Source organism: Balneolaceae bacterium (assembly GCA_034521495.1).
Classification (GTDB): domain Bacteria; phylum Bacteroidota; class Rhodothermia; order Balneolales; family Balneolaceae; genus Rhodohalobacter.
This window is the reverse complement of the sequence record JAXHMK010000009.1, coordinates 36,358-50,882: the sequence shown is the minus strand read 5'-3', so window position 1 is coordinate 50,882 and position 14,525 is coordinate 36,358. Positions and strand designations below refer to the sequence as shown.

The 14,525-nt window shown below is 43.7% G+C and carries 9 protein-coding genes; all 9 read right to left on the bottom strand.

Annotation, left to right across the window (positions count from 1 at the left end; all coding sequences use genetic code 11):
* Positions 1–64: 64 nt before the first annotated feature.
* The 9 genes from U5K72_05155 to U5K72_05115 all read right to left on the bottom strand — a co-directional run bounded on the left by U5K72_05155 (position 65) and on the right by U5K72_05115 (position 14,442).
* Positions 65–2,314 carry a bifunctional (p)ppGpp synthetase/guanosine-3',5'-bis(diphosphate) 3'-pyrophosphohydrolase gene (locus U5K72_05155; GenBank protein MDZ7718191.1) on the bottom strand — a complete coding sequence of 750 codons (2,250 nt, stop codon included), beginning with the start codon at positions 2,312–2,314 and terminating at the stop codon, positions 65–67.
* Between the two features lie 309 nt (positions 2,315–2,623).
* Positions 2,624–3,610, bottom strand: a complete 987-nt coding sequence (gene tsaD, locus U5K72_05150; protein ID MDZ7718190.1) for a tRNA (adenosine(37)-N6)-threonylcarbamoyltransferase complex transferase subunit TsaD — start codon at positions 3,608–3,610, stop codon at positions 2,624–2,626.
* Between the two features lie 206 nt (positions 3,611–3,816).
* On the bottom strand, positions 3,817–4,776 hold the full coding sequence (nadA, locus tag U5K72_05145) for a quinolinate synthase NadA (protein ID MDZ7718189.1): 960 nt from the start codon (positions 4,774–4,776) through the stop codon (positions 3,817–3,819).
* Positions 4,777–5,061: 285 nt separating this feature from the next.
* Positions 5,062–5,916: a carboxylating nicotinate-nucleotide diphosphorylase gene (gene nadC, locus U5K72_05140; protein ID MDZ7718188.1), complete on the bottom strand. Its 855-nt coding sequence runs from the start codon at positions 5,914–5,916 to the stop codon at positions 5,062–5,064.
* Positions 5,913–7,490 (bottom strand): L-aspartate oxidase, encoded by a 1,578-nt coding sequence (gene nadB / locus U5K72_05135; protein ID MDZ7718187.1) that lies wholly within the window; start codon positions 7,488–7,490, stop codon positions 5,913–5,915. The genes nadC and nadB overlap by 4 nt, the downstream gene beginning before the upstream one ends.
* 123 nt (positions 7,491–7,613) lie before the next feature.
* Entirely contained in the window at positions 7,614–9,566 is a 1,953-nt protein-coding gene (gene dnaK, locus U5K72_05130; GenBank protein ID MDZ7718186.1) for a molecular chaperone DnaK, read from the bottom strand.
* 45 nt (positions 9,567–9,611) lie between these two features.
* Positions 9,612–10,043 carry an Hsp20/alpha crystallin family protein gene (locus tag U5K72_05125; protein ID MDZ7718185.1) on the bottom strand — a complete coding sequence of 144 codons (432 nt, stop codon included), beginning with the start codon at positions 10,041–10,043 and terminating at the stop codon, positions 9,612–9,614.
* Between the two features lie 112 nt (positions 10,044–10,155).
* Positions 10,156–11,451 carry a 3-phosphoshikimate 1-carboxyvinyltransferase gene (gene aroA, locus U5K72_05120; protein ID MDZ7718184.1) on the bottom strand — a complete coding sequence of 432 codons (1,296 nt, stop codon included), beginning with the start codon at positions 11,449–11,451 and terminating at the stop codon, positions 10,156–10,158.
* A gap of 3 nt (positions 11,452–11,454) precedes the next feature.
* The gene (locus U5K72_05115; protein ID MDZ7718183.1) at positions 11,455–14,442 is read right to left on the bottom strand and encodes a tetratricopeptide repeat protein; all 2,988 of its coding nucleotides are present in this window, start codon (positions 14,440–14,442) and stop codon (positions 11,455–11,457) included.
* Between the last annotated feature and the right edge of the window lie 83 nt (positions 14,443–14,525).

Here is a 14,525-nt window from a genome sequence, read left to right as displayed (position 1 = left end):
GAACATAGAATTTTCTTGCCAAATAATCGATATAAGTGTTTGTACCTATGGAACATAGGAGAAATCACTCATAGCGCATCACCGTCTTAATACCATCAACTTTTTCGATCTTTTGTATAATTTTTTCGAGGTGTTTCAGATCGTTTACATGAGCTGTAATAATTCCTTCAAACATCCCCCCTTCACTGCTTACATTTATGCTCTTCATATTTGTTTGCATCGATTTGGAGAGAACTTCTGTAAGGTCATTCACAAGTCCCACCCTGTCTTCTCCAATCACTTTTATGGCCCCAAGGAATTGTTCTTCAATATTTTTTGCCCAGGAGACATCCACAATTCGTTCGCTCTCTGTTCGTATCAGGTGATGGGCATTTTTACAGTTCGACCGGTGAATTTTTACATCTCCGTTTCGGCTGATAAATCCAATTACATTATCGCCCGGAATTGGATTACAACAATTTGCATACGAATACTTTACATCGCTTAATTGGCCTTCTACAAGAAGTGCTTTCCCGTCGCCAACAGATCGTGCAGTTGTATAATACTCCTTGGTAATCTCTTCTGTAGATAGTTTTTTAGTTTGATCATCCTCCTCTTCATCATCAAACCTGCCTTTACTCTTCAACTGTTTAACGATCCGGTAGAGTTCATTTACATCGAATGCACCAGAGCCAATTTCGTAGAACATCTCCTGTGCATCGTTAAACTTAAATCGTTTGGCAATTTTGGTAAGCTCCTGATCAGAAATTTCCACTTTACCTCTTGATGCCCGTTTCTCCCACGCTTCTCTACCCTCATTGGCTACGCGTCTCTCTTTCTGTTTAATATACTGGCGGATCCGGGCTTTCGCTTTGTGCGTAACCACGACCTCCATCCAGTCGGCATTCAGGTTGATCTTGTTACCCGTGATAATTTCTACCTGGTCTCCAATATTTAATTTTTGGCGCAAGGGAGCCATTTTCCCATTTACTTTGGCTGATACGGCCCGTTCACCAATCTCACTGTGAATATCAAAAGCAAAGTCTATTACGGAAGCACCGTTAGGAAGAGTCCTCAATTCTCCCTGGGGAGTAAATACGTAGATCTCATCCTGGTAAAGGTTTAGTTGAAAGTCCTTCACAAATTCGGTGGCAGCATCCGGTCGCGGTGTGTCCAGAACATCCCGTACCCAGTTCACAAATTTATCAAGCTCACCACTGTCTCCACTGCTGCCTTCTTTATACTTCCAGTGTGCAGCCAGTCCCTGTTCAGCAATATAATCCATCTTTCGGGTTCGAATCTGAACCTCCACTTTCCGCCCTTGTTTGGTAATTACCGTGGTGTGAAGGGATTGATATCCATTGGCTTTGGGAACTGAAATAAAATCGCGAAACCGTTTCGGAATCGGCGTGTACCAATCGGTTATTACGGAATAGACTCTCCAGCAATCCTCTTTCGTGTGTGGATCTTCAAGAATAATTCGAATGGCAAACAGGTCGTAAATCTCTTCAAACGGCTTTTGCTGCGTCTGCATCTTCCGGTAGATGGAATAGATGTGCTTCGGGCGACCCTTAATTTCAAATGAGAAATTCTGGTTTTCGAGCTCCTCTTTGATGGGTTTCATGAACTCTTCAATAAACGCCTCTCTCGCTTCACGCTTCTCCCTCAGTTTTCGAACCAGGAATTTATACGAATTCGGATCAATCACCTTAAAACAGAGATCCTCAAATTCATTCTTGATCTTAAACAGCCCGAACCGGTGAGCCAACGGCGCATACAATTCTATTGTCTCTGTTGCCTTATTCAACTGCCTCTGTTTTGGCAGATGCTGGATCGTACGCATGTTATGAAGACGGTCCGCAAATTTAATCAATACCACCCGAATATCTTCCGCCATCGACAGCAGAAGCTTCATAAACGTTTCTGCCTGTTTTGTATCACGATTTTCAAATACACCCGTAATTTTGGTAAGACCGTCGATGATATGTTTTACAGTAGATCCAAACAGCTCTTCAATATCTTCAAGTGTAACGCTGGTGTCTTCTACGGTATCATGCAAAAGCGCGGCGGCTACAGAGAGATCATCCAGGTTGAACTCCTCCGCCATAATTTTTGCAACCTCAAGCGGATGCTGATAATACGGCTCGCCGGATGCACGCTTTACGTTTTCATGCGATTTACAACAAAGTTTGAAAGCCCTGGTAATAAACTCATCATCCGTCTCTTCCAGGTGCTTGTGACATTGACGCAACAATCCCCGTAAGCCGCTCGCCTGTTTCTTGTCGAGCTCAAATTGATCTACCTGTTCACGGATATCTGTATCCACATTTGCCATACAATCGAAAATCTACCTCATATGTTACTAAACTACATCTATTTAAACGAAGTTCTGCTTGTTTAAATATGATAAAAACGCAAGCCCTCAATTTCGAACTTTTTTGCAAATAAAGCTATGTGTGTATAATAAACGTTTTAATTCCCTTTTTGAATGAATTCTCTCGTTGTTTTTGATAAGAACTGATGATGAATCTATAATCGAGAACCGTATCTCTGACGAAGTCTCGAATAACCCATTAACTCCCACAAGATTGCCTAAGAGACCTCTTACGGAGCACACTTGAACCAGTCACTACAATTCTTCAGTCTAAGCCAATCTTGCAAATGGTTTGATTTGTAAATCATCATACTTTCCCTCTCTTGCTTTTAACGCACCTGTAATGGCAATCATTGCCGCATTATCAGTACAATATTGAATGGAGGGGATCATGAGATTCAATCCCATTTTTTGAGCTATTGATTCAACTTTTTCTCTCAGCATTGAATTTGCTGAAACACCTCCTGCTACCATTACATTCTCAACTGCTGTCTTTTTTACAGCTCTTTTTAATTTGGTTTGAAGTACCTCTGTAATCGCCGCCGAAACACTCGCGCAGATATCATTCAAATGCGCTTGAATAAATTCTTCTCCTTTATCCTGTGTGTAATAGAGAACACTTGTTTTCAACCCGGAAAAACTAAAATCCAATCCTTTATTAATCATAGAACGCGGAAAATCGTGGAAAGATGGATCACCTTCTTTTGAAAGTTTATCGATAACCGGCCCGGCCGGATAGTCAAGATTCAGCAGCTTTCCAATTTTATCGAATGCTTCTCCTGCGGCGTCATCCCTGGTTTTACCGAGTACCTTGTGCGAAAAAATTTCATCCACATGAACCAGCCGGGTATGTCCTCCTGAGACAATTAAGGCCACAAACGGATACACCTCCTCATGCTCAATAAAATTGGCATACATGTGTGCATCAATATGGTTCACACCAATAATCGGACAATCCTGAGAGATTGATAATCCTTTCGCAAAGCTGAGCCCTACCAATAACGAACCAATTAACCCCGGTCCCTGTGCAACGGCAATGGCATCAACCTGATCCAGAGAAATTTCCGCTTCCCTGAGAGCCTGGTCTACTGTTTTCCAGATCGTTTTATGATGAGCTCTCGATGCGAGTTCCGGTACAACTCCGCCAAATTTTTCGTGAATTGTTTGAGAAGCTATCACATTCGATAAAATCTCTCCGTCTGCCCACACTGCAGCAGCTGTCTCATCACAGGATGATTCGATACCTAAGATGGTCATATAATTTAATGTACTTTTCTCGATCCGAAGGTCTCCTTCGGATCGTATTACCTGAAGAAGCTCCGCTTCTTTTCAATAGTTAAAAATTTCAGAGAAGCAGAGCTTCTATATGTCATTCCGAAGCAGGAGCTTCGGAACGAGTATACTTGATTCAGAATCTCACATCGTATTGTCAGGTATCCTGAGTCAACTCAGATGTTTGCATATTACCCTACCTGCAGCATCCGATCGATCGGTACTTTGGCTTTTTCGGCCAGCTCTTTCGGAACCTTCACTTCAAACTGTTTGTATTTGAGCGCATCGCGAAGATTATCGAGCGTAATCATCTTCATGTAATCACAAACGGATTCTTCGTTGGCTGCATAGAATTTCTTCCCGGGATTTTCCTTCTCCATTCGGTGAAGAATTCCGGTCTCTGTTGCCACTACAAATTCTTCTGCTTCCGATTCCTTCGCACGATTCAACATACCACTCGTGGAGTGCACATGACCGTCTTTACAATCAAAATACATAGCAGATTTCATCATACAGGATGTTGAACAACCACATTCCGGATGAATCAATATTTCTGCATCGGGATATTCCTTCTGTTTCTCGGCAAGGTTTAATTCACCAATTCTCTCATGCACATGGCAGGCTCCTTCCCAGATATTTAGCTCGCGGCCGGTGATCATCTCCACATAGGCTCCCAAGAATTTATCCGGTAAAAACAGAATCTCTTTATCTTCGGGAATTGACTCCACAATACCCACCGCATTCGATGACGTGCAGCAGTAATCACTTTCGGATTTCACTGCTGCTGTAGTATTCACATACGAAACCACAACGGCTCCGGGATGTTGAGCTTTCCACTCCCTGAGCTGATCAACTGTGATACTGTCAGCCAGCGAGCAACCTGCCTCGAGATCCGGAATTAAAACGGTTTTATCCGGTGAGATGATCGATGCGGTTTCGGCCATAAAGTGAACGCCACAAAAGACAATTACATCTTCCTCTGCTTCAGCGGCCTGATGAGATAATCCCAGCGAATCGCCAACATAATCTGCTATATCCTGAATTTCGGGAATTTGATAGTTATGAGCCAGGATTACAGCATTTCGCTGCTCCTTAAGCTCAAGAATTTCGGTGGTTAAATCTTCGTTTACTACGGTTTCCATATTTGTAATTGTGATATTGTAAAAACCTTCAAGCGTTCCCAGAACTTTTCCGGGATCCCTGAAGCGTTCGCATTTATGCTAAAAGCGTAACTCTTGAAGTACCTTGTGAGACTGTCCAAAAAAGGATGTCATTCTGAACTCGATTCTCCAAAGGAGTCCTTGGGACAGAATCTCCAATCTTCAATCAAATATGGAGATACCGGATCGGGGTCCGGCATGACAAAATTGAGTTCTGAGATTATTAAAACATCCTTTTTTTTGAAAGTCTCCTTTGCACTCTTCAAGGTCACTTAATTAAAAAATTTCTGTGATTCGCTGGCTGATATCAAATGCCTTGACGGAATGAGTTAACGCACCAACCGAGATAAAATTGACTCCGGTATCAGCAACTTCACGAATATTGCCTTTTGTAATGTTGCCGGAAGCTTCTGTTTGTGCACGATTCCCGATAACATCAACAGCTTTACGCATATCAACTAAACTCATGTTGTCAAGCATAATAATATCTGCCCCTGCATCCAAAGCTTCCCCAACCTGATCAATATTCGTGGTTTCCACTTCAATTCTGATATCGGGATTATCTGACCGTACCCGCTTAACAGCCGCCGCAATGCTGCCAGCAGCTTCTATATGATTGTCTTTAATCATTGCCAAATCGTACAGTCCCATGCGGTGATTTGTACCGCCACCCGCTTCAACGGCCATTTTATCAAGTCTTCGCAATCCGGGGACTGTCTTTCTGGTGTCTAAAATTTTTGTTGAAAATCCATCCAGTTCCTTCACAATCTCAGCCGTTTTTGTGGCAATACCGGACATACGCTGAGCAAGATTTAATGCCGTTCGTTCTGCTGTTAAAATAGATCTGCAATTTCCGGTAATTTCAACAATCAAATCACCATTTTTAACTGGAGCAGGATCCTTAATAAGCGGTTTCCAGTTCATCTTTTCATCCAGTTTTTGGAAGACAAATTTTGCAACATTTAATCCCGTAACAACTCCATCCTGTTTAGCCACCCATACTGCTTTGGCTTTCTTCTGATCATCTATAATTGCATCTGTAGTCACATCGCCGCCACCAATATCTTCTGCCAGTGCTACGTCGATAAGATCATCAAGCCAATCCTTGTTTGAAACTTCAGTAAAAATCATGAAACAGCCTGAACTTTGTTGTAACGGTTTTTATAAAATCGCATTGGTTCTTTGTAAGAATCGTCCGGTTCGGGAAAATCTTTTCTAAAATGCACACCCCGGCTCTCTTTCCTGTTCAAGGCCCCTACAACAATCAACTCAGCAATATTTACCATCTCCTTCATCCGCAAAAAGAAATATTCATTTCCCTGATGATAAAGAGGTGATTTAAGTTCGTGGCTGATCTGATCAAACGCCTGGTGCAAGCCGGAGTCATCGCGCTCAATCCCCGCAAAACGATTCAACAGAGATGTAACGGTTTTCTTCTGAACCATAAATGGCTCTTCTAAATCCGGAGAAAGCGTAAACGGTTTCATTGTAATACCAATCATCCGGTTGCTCTCACTTAAACTACTTGCATGCTCGATTGCACGTTTGCTAAATACAAGGCATTCAAGCAGAGAATTGCTCGCCAGGCGATTGGCACCATGCACGCCTGTTGCCGCAACTTCCCCGGCAGCGTAAAGACCCTCAATATTTGTTTGTCCATCCAAATCGGTTTCAATTCCGCCGATACAATAGTGTGCTGCAGGAGCCACCGGAATCCCCTCTTTCGTGATATCAATTCCACGATCTTCAATCCTTTTGATCAATCCCGGAAATCGATCTCTGATTTTTGAATCGTCCAGATGGGTCAAATCAAGAAACACAAAGTCTTTATCCTGCTCCGAAATTTGATTAAATATTTCTCTCGATACTACATCGCGGGGCGATAATTCACCATTCGGATATTTCTCCATAAATCGCTCGCCGGAAGTATTGTAAAGCCTGGCACCTTCCCCGCGAACGGCTTCACTAATCAGAAATCCCTCTCCATTTGAGCTATAAAATACAGTTGGATGAAACTGGATAAACTCCAGGTCTTTTAAAATCGCTCCATGATTGAGAGCAAGCCATAAACCATCTCCGGTCGACGTATGTGGATTGGTTGTTCTGGTGTATAAACCTGAATAGCCGCCCGTGGCCAGAACTGTTGCCTTACTCTGGATCTGCAGAACTTTATTCTCTTCATAAAGATAAGCAAGAGCTCCAAAGCATCGGTTCTCTTCACTGATTAAATCATACACAAATACATTTTCTGCAACAGTAATCCGATCGTTTTCCTGGATATTAGAGATTAAAAAATCCACCAGAGCTTTCCCGGTTGCGGCACCGTTCGCATGTAAAATTCGTCGATTTGAGTGGCCGCCTTCCATCCCAAGGTTTAAATGGCCGCCTGTTCTTTCAAAAGGCATTCCTTTATCAATCAGCTCTTTAACTCTTTCAGATCCCTCTTTTACCAAAATTTCCACTGCTTCCCGGTTGCAATATCCCCGGCCTGCTTCCAGCGTATCAGAAATATGATTTTCATACGAATCGGACTCTTCAAGAACGGCTGCCACACCTCCCTGAGCCCAGTAACTGCTGCTTTCATCCAGGGTAGACTTAGTAACAAGAAATACCTCGCCATATTTGGCTGCCTCAAGAGCGGCATTTAAACCGGCAGCTCCACTACCGACAATCAAAAAATCAGTATTTTTAACTGTAAAACTCACAATGCACAATCAGTAATTTGATAAGCCATAAAATACAATTTTTATGATGAGCTTATAAAAAAGAAAAAGCCCCCTGTAGATATAACAGAGGGCTTTCAATTATATTCAGGGAATCAATAATGCTTACTTCTTATCGTCTTCGTCTTCATCCACAACTTCGAAGTCGGCATCTACAGCATCATCCCCTTCAGCAGATCCTTCGCTTTCACCTGATCCGTTTTGTGACGGACCGCCTTCTGCTCCGGCACCTGCACCAGGTTGTTGCTGAGCTTCAGAAGCCTGATAGATCTCTTGAGAAGCAGCTGCCCAAACCTGGTTCAACTCTTCCATTGCAGGTTCAAGTTCGTCGATATTTTCCTGCTCATGAGCTTCCTCAAGTTTCGTCAGGGCATCTTCGATCTTCTGTTTACTGTCTTCTGAGATCTTATCTTCGTGCTCTTCAAGCTGCTTTCTTGTTGAAAAGATAAGGGAGTCTGCCTTGTTGAGAGTTTCGATTCTCTCTTTGACTTTCTTGTCTTCCTCGGCATGCTCCTCGGCAGCTTTTTTCATTTTCTCTATCTCATCTTCGCTCAATCCTGAAGAAGATTCAATTCGAATACTTTGCTCTTTTCCGGTGCCTTTATCTTTTGCACTTACGTTCAGCACACCGTTTGCATCCATATCGAATGTAACTTCAATCTGTGGTACACCGCGTGGTGCCGGTGGAATTCCGTCAAGGTGGAATCGGCCAAGCGTTCTGTTATCCTGAGCTTTGGCACGTTCACCCTGCAGTACGTGAATCTCAACACTGGTTTGATTGTCCGCAGCTGTAGAGAATGTTTCTTTCTTGCTGGTCGGTATCGTTGTGTTGGATTCAATCAGGTTCGTCATTACGCCACCCAGTGTTTCAATACCAAGTGTAAGCGGTGTTACGTCGAGGAGAACTACATCGTCAACATCTCCTGTCATAACTCCACCCTGTATAGCAGCACCTACAGCTACAACCTCATCGGGATTTACACCTTTGCTTGGATCTTTCCCGAAGAACTCTTTCACAACTTCCTGAATTTTCGGGATTCGGGTTGAACCACCAACCAGGATAACTTCATGAATATCGTTTTTGGAAATACCTGCATCCTTCAGTGCTTTCTCACACGGTTGAATGGTTTTCTTCACAAGATCATCAACCAATTGCTCAAACTTGGCTCGAGTAAGGTCGATGTTCAGGTGCTTCGGTCCTGAATCCGTTGCAGTAATAAACGGCAGGTTTACATTTGTTTTCTGAGAACTGGAAAGCTCAATTTTGGCTTTCTCAGCGGCATCTTTCAATCGCTGCATCGCCATTGGATCTTCTTTCAGATCAATGCCTTCATCTTTTTTAAATTCAGAAGCCAGATATTTAATAATTCTCTGGTCGAAGTCGTCACCACCAAGGTGGGTATCACCGGCAGATGATTTTACTTCAAAAACACCTTCACCGAGATCCAGAACAGATACGTCAAACGTTCCGCCACCAAAGTCATACACAATGATGGTTTGATCTTTTTCTTTTTTATCGAGACCGTATGCAAGTGATGCAGCTGTTGGCTCGTTAATAATTCGTTTTACTTCAAGTCCGGCAATTTTCCCGGCTTCCTGAGTTGCCTTACGCTGTGCATCGTTAAAGTAAGCCGGCACTGTAATAACAGCTTCCGTTACTTTCTCACCGAGATACTCCTCTGCGGTTTGCTTCATTTTTTGAAGTACCATCGCAGAGATCTCCTGCGGGGCATATTTTCTGTCTTCAATTTGAACCCGGGCGGTGTTGTCATCATCAGACTTTACCACCTTGTATGATACCTGGTCAATTTCTTCTTTGACCTCATTATACATCCGCCCCATAAATCTCTTAATAGAGGAAACGGTTTTATCAGGATTTGTAATAGCCTGTCTTTTGGCGGGAGCACCAACCAATCGCTCGCCATCTTTAGAAAAAGCGACGACTGAAGGAGTTGTTCTTCCACCCTCCGAATTCTGGATAACTACTGGCTCGTTCCCTTCCATTACGGCAACGCACGAGTTTGTAGTACCTAAGTCAATTCCAATAATCTTACCCATAATAATCTACCTATCTTGTCTTAATTTTTATTCGTTTTAAAATTCTTACTTAATGGGAATGGATTGCGAATCGTCATCGCTTTCCAACCCTGTTTTTGAAATTTTCACATGGAGCACCCCATCCTTAAATGTGGCGGTTACAGATGATACATCTGCATTTTCAGGGAGTGCAAATGATCGTGAAAAAGATCCCTGAGTTCTTTCTGAACGTTTCAATATTTCATCATCTTCAAGAAACAGTTCTCGCTCGCCACTTACAGTGAGAATTCTGTCTTTCAAGGTGATGCTAATCTCTTTCTTTTTCATACCCGGCAGATCCATATAAAGTGAATACAAGTTTTCACTTTCAACGATATCACAATCGGGTTTAAAATCTCCTGCTTCCACATTCAGCGGAACCATTCGTTCAACAAAACCCTGGATATCTTTGCCGAGTCTTGAAAGTTGTTTTTCTATGTCAATATTCAGATTGCTCATTTTTTCACCATTTTTACTATATGTTTAGCAACCTCAATGCCAACGTATCCCGGGCCGATACTTCACTGACGTATTGACATAGAAAACCTTAGAAATGTGACCTCATGCCAGTTTAGATCGCAGAATCACTTAAAGTCTGCAGATGATTCCAAAAATTTGGATAAGAGATGGCAGTACAATCTGCATGAGTAATTGCAGAGGTGTCAGTTCCCTTGGTAGCAAGCACGGCTGCTGCCATGGCCATGCGGTGATCGTGATAGGTAGGATAGGTAGCTGATGCCGGCTTAAAATCTCTCTTTCCGTGAATGATCATTCCATCTTTTTGAAGCTCTACATCTGCCCCGGCTAAATTCAAAATCTCAGCCATAGCCGAGAGTCTGTCGGTTTCCTTATGCCGAAGTTCTTCAGCCCCGGTTATAACAGATGTTCCTTCAGCAAAGCACATGGCTACCATCAGGATTGGAAGTTCGTCGATACAGTTGGGTATAAGCGCCGGATTCAGATTGATCGGTTGAAGATCTGAAGATTCTACATAGAGATCGGACACAGGTTCTTTTCCAGCCAGCCGATTGTTTGTCTTTTTGAATGAAGCACCCATCTCCTCAAGGATATGGTAAACTGCATCACGGCTTGGGTTAACACCAACTCCATTCAGATTGATCTCTGCATTTTTATGGATGGAACCGGCTACCAGCCAAAAAGCGGCTGCGGAAAAATCACCGGGCACACTATAATTTTGCGGTGGGATAACATGATCCCAGCTGCTTCGAATAATTTTGCCCGATCCATACGGTTCTGTTTCCAGTTGAAGAAGCCGTTCGGTGTGATCTCGGCTCAATACATCTTCAATCACTTCGGTCGGCTCTTCGCCGAACAATCCCGCCAGCAAGACGCATGATTTAAGTTGAGCACTGGCAATCGGCAAGGGATATCTCATTCCTTTTACTCCGTCATGCGGATCGATTTCAAGCGGTGCATAAACCCCCTCTTTTCCATCAATCTTGCAACCCATTTTTTGCAGCGGATCGATAATTCGTTTCATGGTTCGTGCGGAGAGAGATTCATCACCAATCATACTGCACTTCACTCCGGCTCCGGCTACAATTCCGCTCAGCAAACGCATCGTTGTACCGGAATTTCCGCAATCCAGCGGTTTGTCTGGTTCTTGAAAACCATCTCTTCCAACACCCGAAACTTTTACAGTTGAGCCATTTTGATGCACCTTCACGCCCAACTGTCTTAAACACTCAAGGGTACTTTGCGGATCTGCCGCAGAAGAGTAGTTTTGGATGAGGCTATCCTCGGATGACAGCGCCGCGAACATGGCGGATCGGTGAGAAATAGATTTGTCGGGGGGTGGTACAATGTTTCCGGATAGCCTGGCTACCGGGTGAACAGCTTTTTTCATGATTTAATTGGATTGCAGTAAACGTCTTGCTTTTTGAGCCCCGGGAGTATCAGGATATGTTTCTACGATAGAATTGAGCAGGTTCAGGGCTTGCCCGCGATCTCCCTGGCGAATATAAATTTCTGCCGTTTTGTATTGAGCTTCGGCTACCCATACAGAAAATGCTTCAAAGAGTACACTTACTCGAGAAAAAGCCTCTAATGCAGATTCCCTGTCACCCTCTGCCAGATACGACTCGCCCAACAAATATTGAGCTTCTGCACCGATTTCTGTTGTATTATTTTCTACAACCAACTGGAAGAATCGCCGGGCTTCATCGTGTCTGCCGTCTTGCATAAGAACTTTACCAAGCCCAACTCTGGCTGCACCGTTTTCTGAATTGATAGACAGCACACGTTCAAAATTCTGTCGGGCCTCATTTATATTTCCAAGTTCTAATTGAGCGTTTGCAATGCCGAGGTACGCTTCCTGCTGGTATCGTTCATCTTTCTCCAGCAACTGTTGAAAGTATTGCAGTGATTGATTGTAGTTGCCCATCTCGTTTTGAATCCGGCCAAGTTCGGCAAGCGCCGGCGCAGTTTGCTCAGAATTGGGAAATTCATTCACCAGTGTTTGAAGAACATCCGATGCTTGTGCCAGGCTATCCGTTCGGGTATAGGCATCTGCCAGATTATAATAAGCATCAGGCATCAACTCGCGATTGTTGGTAACTCTTAAATATTGACGAAATTCGCGTACGGCTGCTTCATAATTTCCAGTCCGAAATACATTTTCAGCCTGGCGAAATCTTAATCGGTCTGCCGTCGTAGATGTTGGATTATCACCTAAAAAGTCTTCAAGTACATCTGTGCTGGTATCTTCATTTCCAGCGGATAGTTGCGCATACTCAATTCCGTCTATTGCTTCGATGATATAATCACTCCTGGGATATTCTTCCAGAACGGTTCGGTAAGCTTCAATGGCCTCCTGGTATTGACCCGCATTGTAATAAGAATCACCAATATTGTACTGTGCCCGGGCTGCCCATTCAGTATCAGGGTACCTGGAGATTACCGACTGAAACTCTTCGATCGCCTGATCATAATTCCCCGTATTCAGGTATACATACGCAATATTATAAGCCGCTTGTTCCCGCAAGCTACTAAAGGGATAGATTCTGAGTAACCGCCGAAATTCAGTGACTGCCTCAAAATTCCGGTTCATCCGATAAAAACTGTTCGCAACCTGGTACATCGCATAATCGCCTCCCGGTTCGGCACCAATAGTGGCCCGGTAATATTCAAGTGCTTGTTGATACTCTCCTTGTGCAAAGAAAGCATCCCCAATCCGAAGCCTGGTATCCGTTTCATACGGAAAAAGCACAATTGGCGGTGGTTCGTAATTATTCAAAAAATCGATTAACGGAGCGGTGGCATTGGCAAAATCACCCATTTTAAAATAGGTCCAACCCAAACTGTATTTGGCTGCTCCAACCAATTCATGATCCGGATATTGCCGAATGAATGCATCGAACTGTTGTGCAGCCCGACCATATTCTTGAATCTGAAAATTGGCATCAGCACTCCAGAACAGGGCTTCACTGCCCAATTCAGAATCCGGTGCCTCATTATGAACCCGTTCAAAGTCTGGCTGGGCCTGCGCATAGGCTTGGTTATAGTAAAGTACCCATGCCAGCTGAAATCTTGCCTGCCGCTTCAATGCCGGATCTAAATCTGTCATCTCTTCGGCAAGCTGAAAGGTTTCCATCGAACGCGTGTATTCGTTATTGGCGTAGTACACTTCTCCTAAAAATGTTAGAATCTGTCCCGGGTTTTCCAGTGTTTCATATTCACGTGCAAGCGGCAGAAGAACTTCAATCGCCTCATTGTACAACCCCATTTCAAACGCTGTTATCGCCCACTCAAACCTTGCCTGTTCCTGGAATAAACCTTCTTGAAACCGTTCACCAAACTCCCGGAATGATTCCAATGCTTCCTCATAACGGCCCGCCAGTTTTTGGTTGACAGCTTCGTAATATTGAGCTTTGATCGCAATCTCATCGTCTCCCGAAGAAGCTTCCCCAAACGACCGAGCCGCCCAGTGGTAAATATCTTGTTTATGGAACACCCAACCGAGTCCATAGTGAGCAATGCGGGATTGTTCCGGGTCATCAATTGAATTCAGATATCGCCGGTAAAATCTTGTGGCATCTTCGTAGTTATTCAAAGCGTTGTAACTTTCTGCAGTCAGATATACAGCTTTGGCCCGGTTTTCATCATCCAGGTAAGGCAGAGCATCGAGGAAAGCTTCAATCGCTTCTTCAAATTTCCTCTGCTGATAATAGGATTCTCCTAAAGCCGTACCAATCCTCCGGGTCATAGCATTCCGGGGATGCCGTTCTCTCAACAATTCAAATGCCTGTGACGCTTGCGGATAATTTTCCTCTTCGAGAAAGAGCCGTCCACGTGCATAGAGTGCCCTCGGCGCCCAAACACTTCTGCTGTGCGTATCATCCAGTTCCAGGAAATAATCTCGGGCCAGGTCAAAATTACCCGCTTCAGCAGCCGTTTCCCCAAGCGTGTAATATAACTCAGCTTTATCATCATACGTCTGTGGAAAATTCAGAGCTTCATCCATTCGGCGGATCGCCTCTTCGTAATTTTTTGCTTTCAGATGTTTTTCTGCTACATCTCTCAGCAGAACTGCTGTCTGGTTGCTGCCGGGATGAGCCTGGAGAAAATCATCTACATACCGGTTCGTGCCGGTAGAGTCGATCCTGATAAGCGCACGCGCCCGGTAGTACGCAGCTGTTTCCTTGATAAGCGAATTCGAACCCTGCTCGGTTACTCTTTCAAAGTAGGGAATGGACTCAGTAAACAGACCTTTCTCGAACAGTGTAAGGCCGGTTTGAAATGTTTCATCGGGAGAGTTCTGTTGATTTTGGGCAGCACCTGTACCGGCACAGATCAGCAGAAAAACGAAAATGGAGATTGAAATTAGGTTTCTACTCATGAAAACATCTAAATAGCTCAGAAATTGATTGTTGTATTCTGAAATATAGCACTCAACCTAATTTGTTCCCACATATAATAATT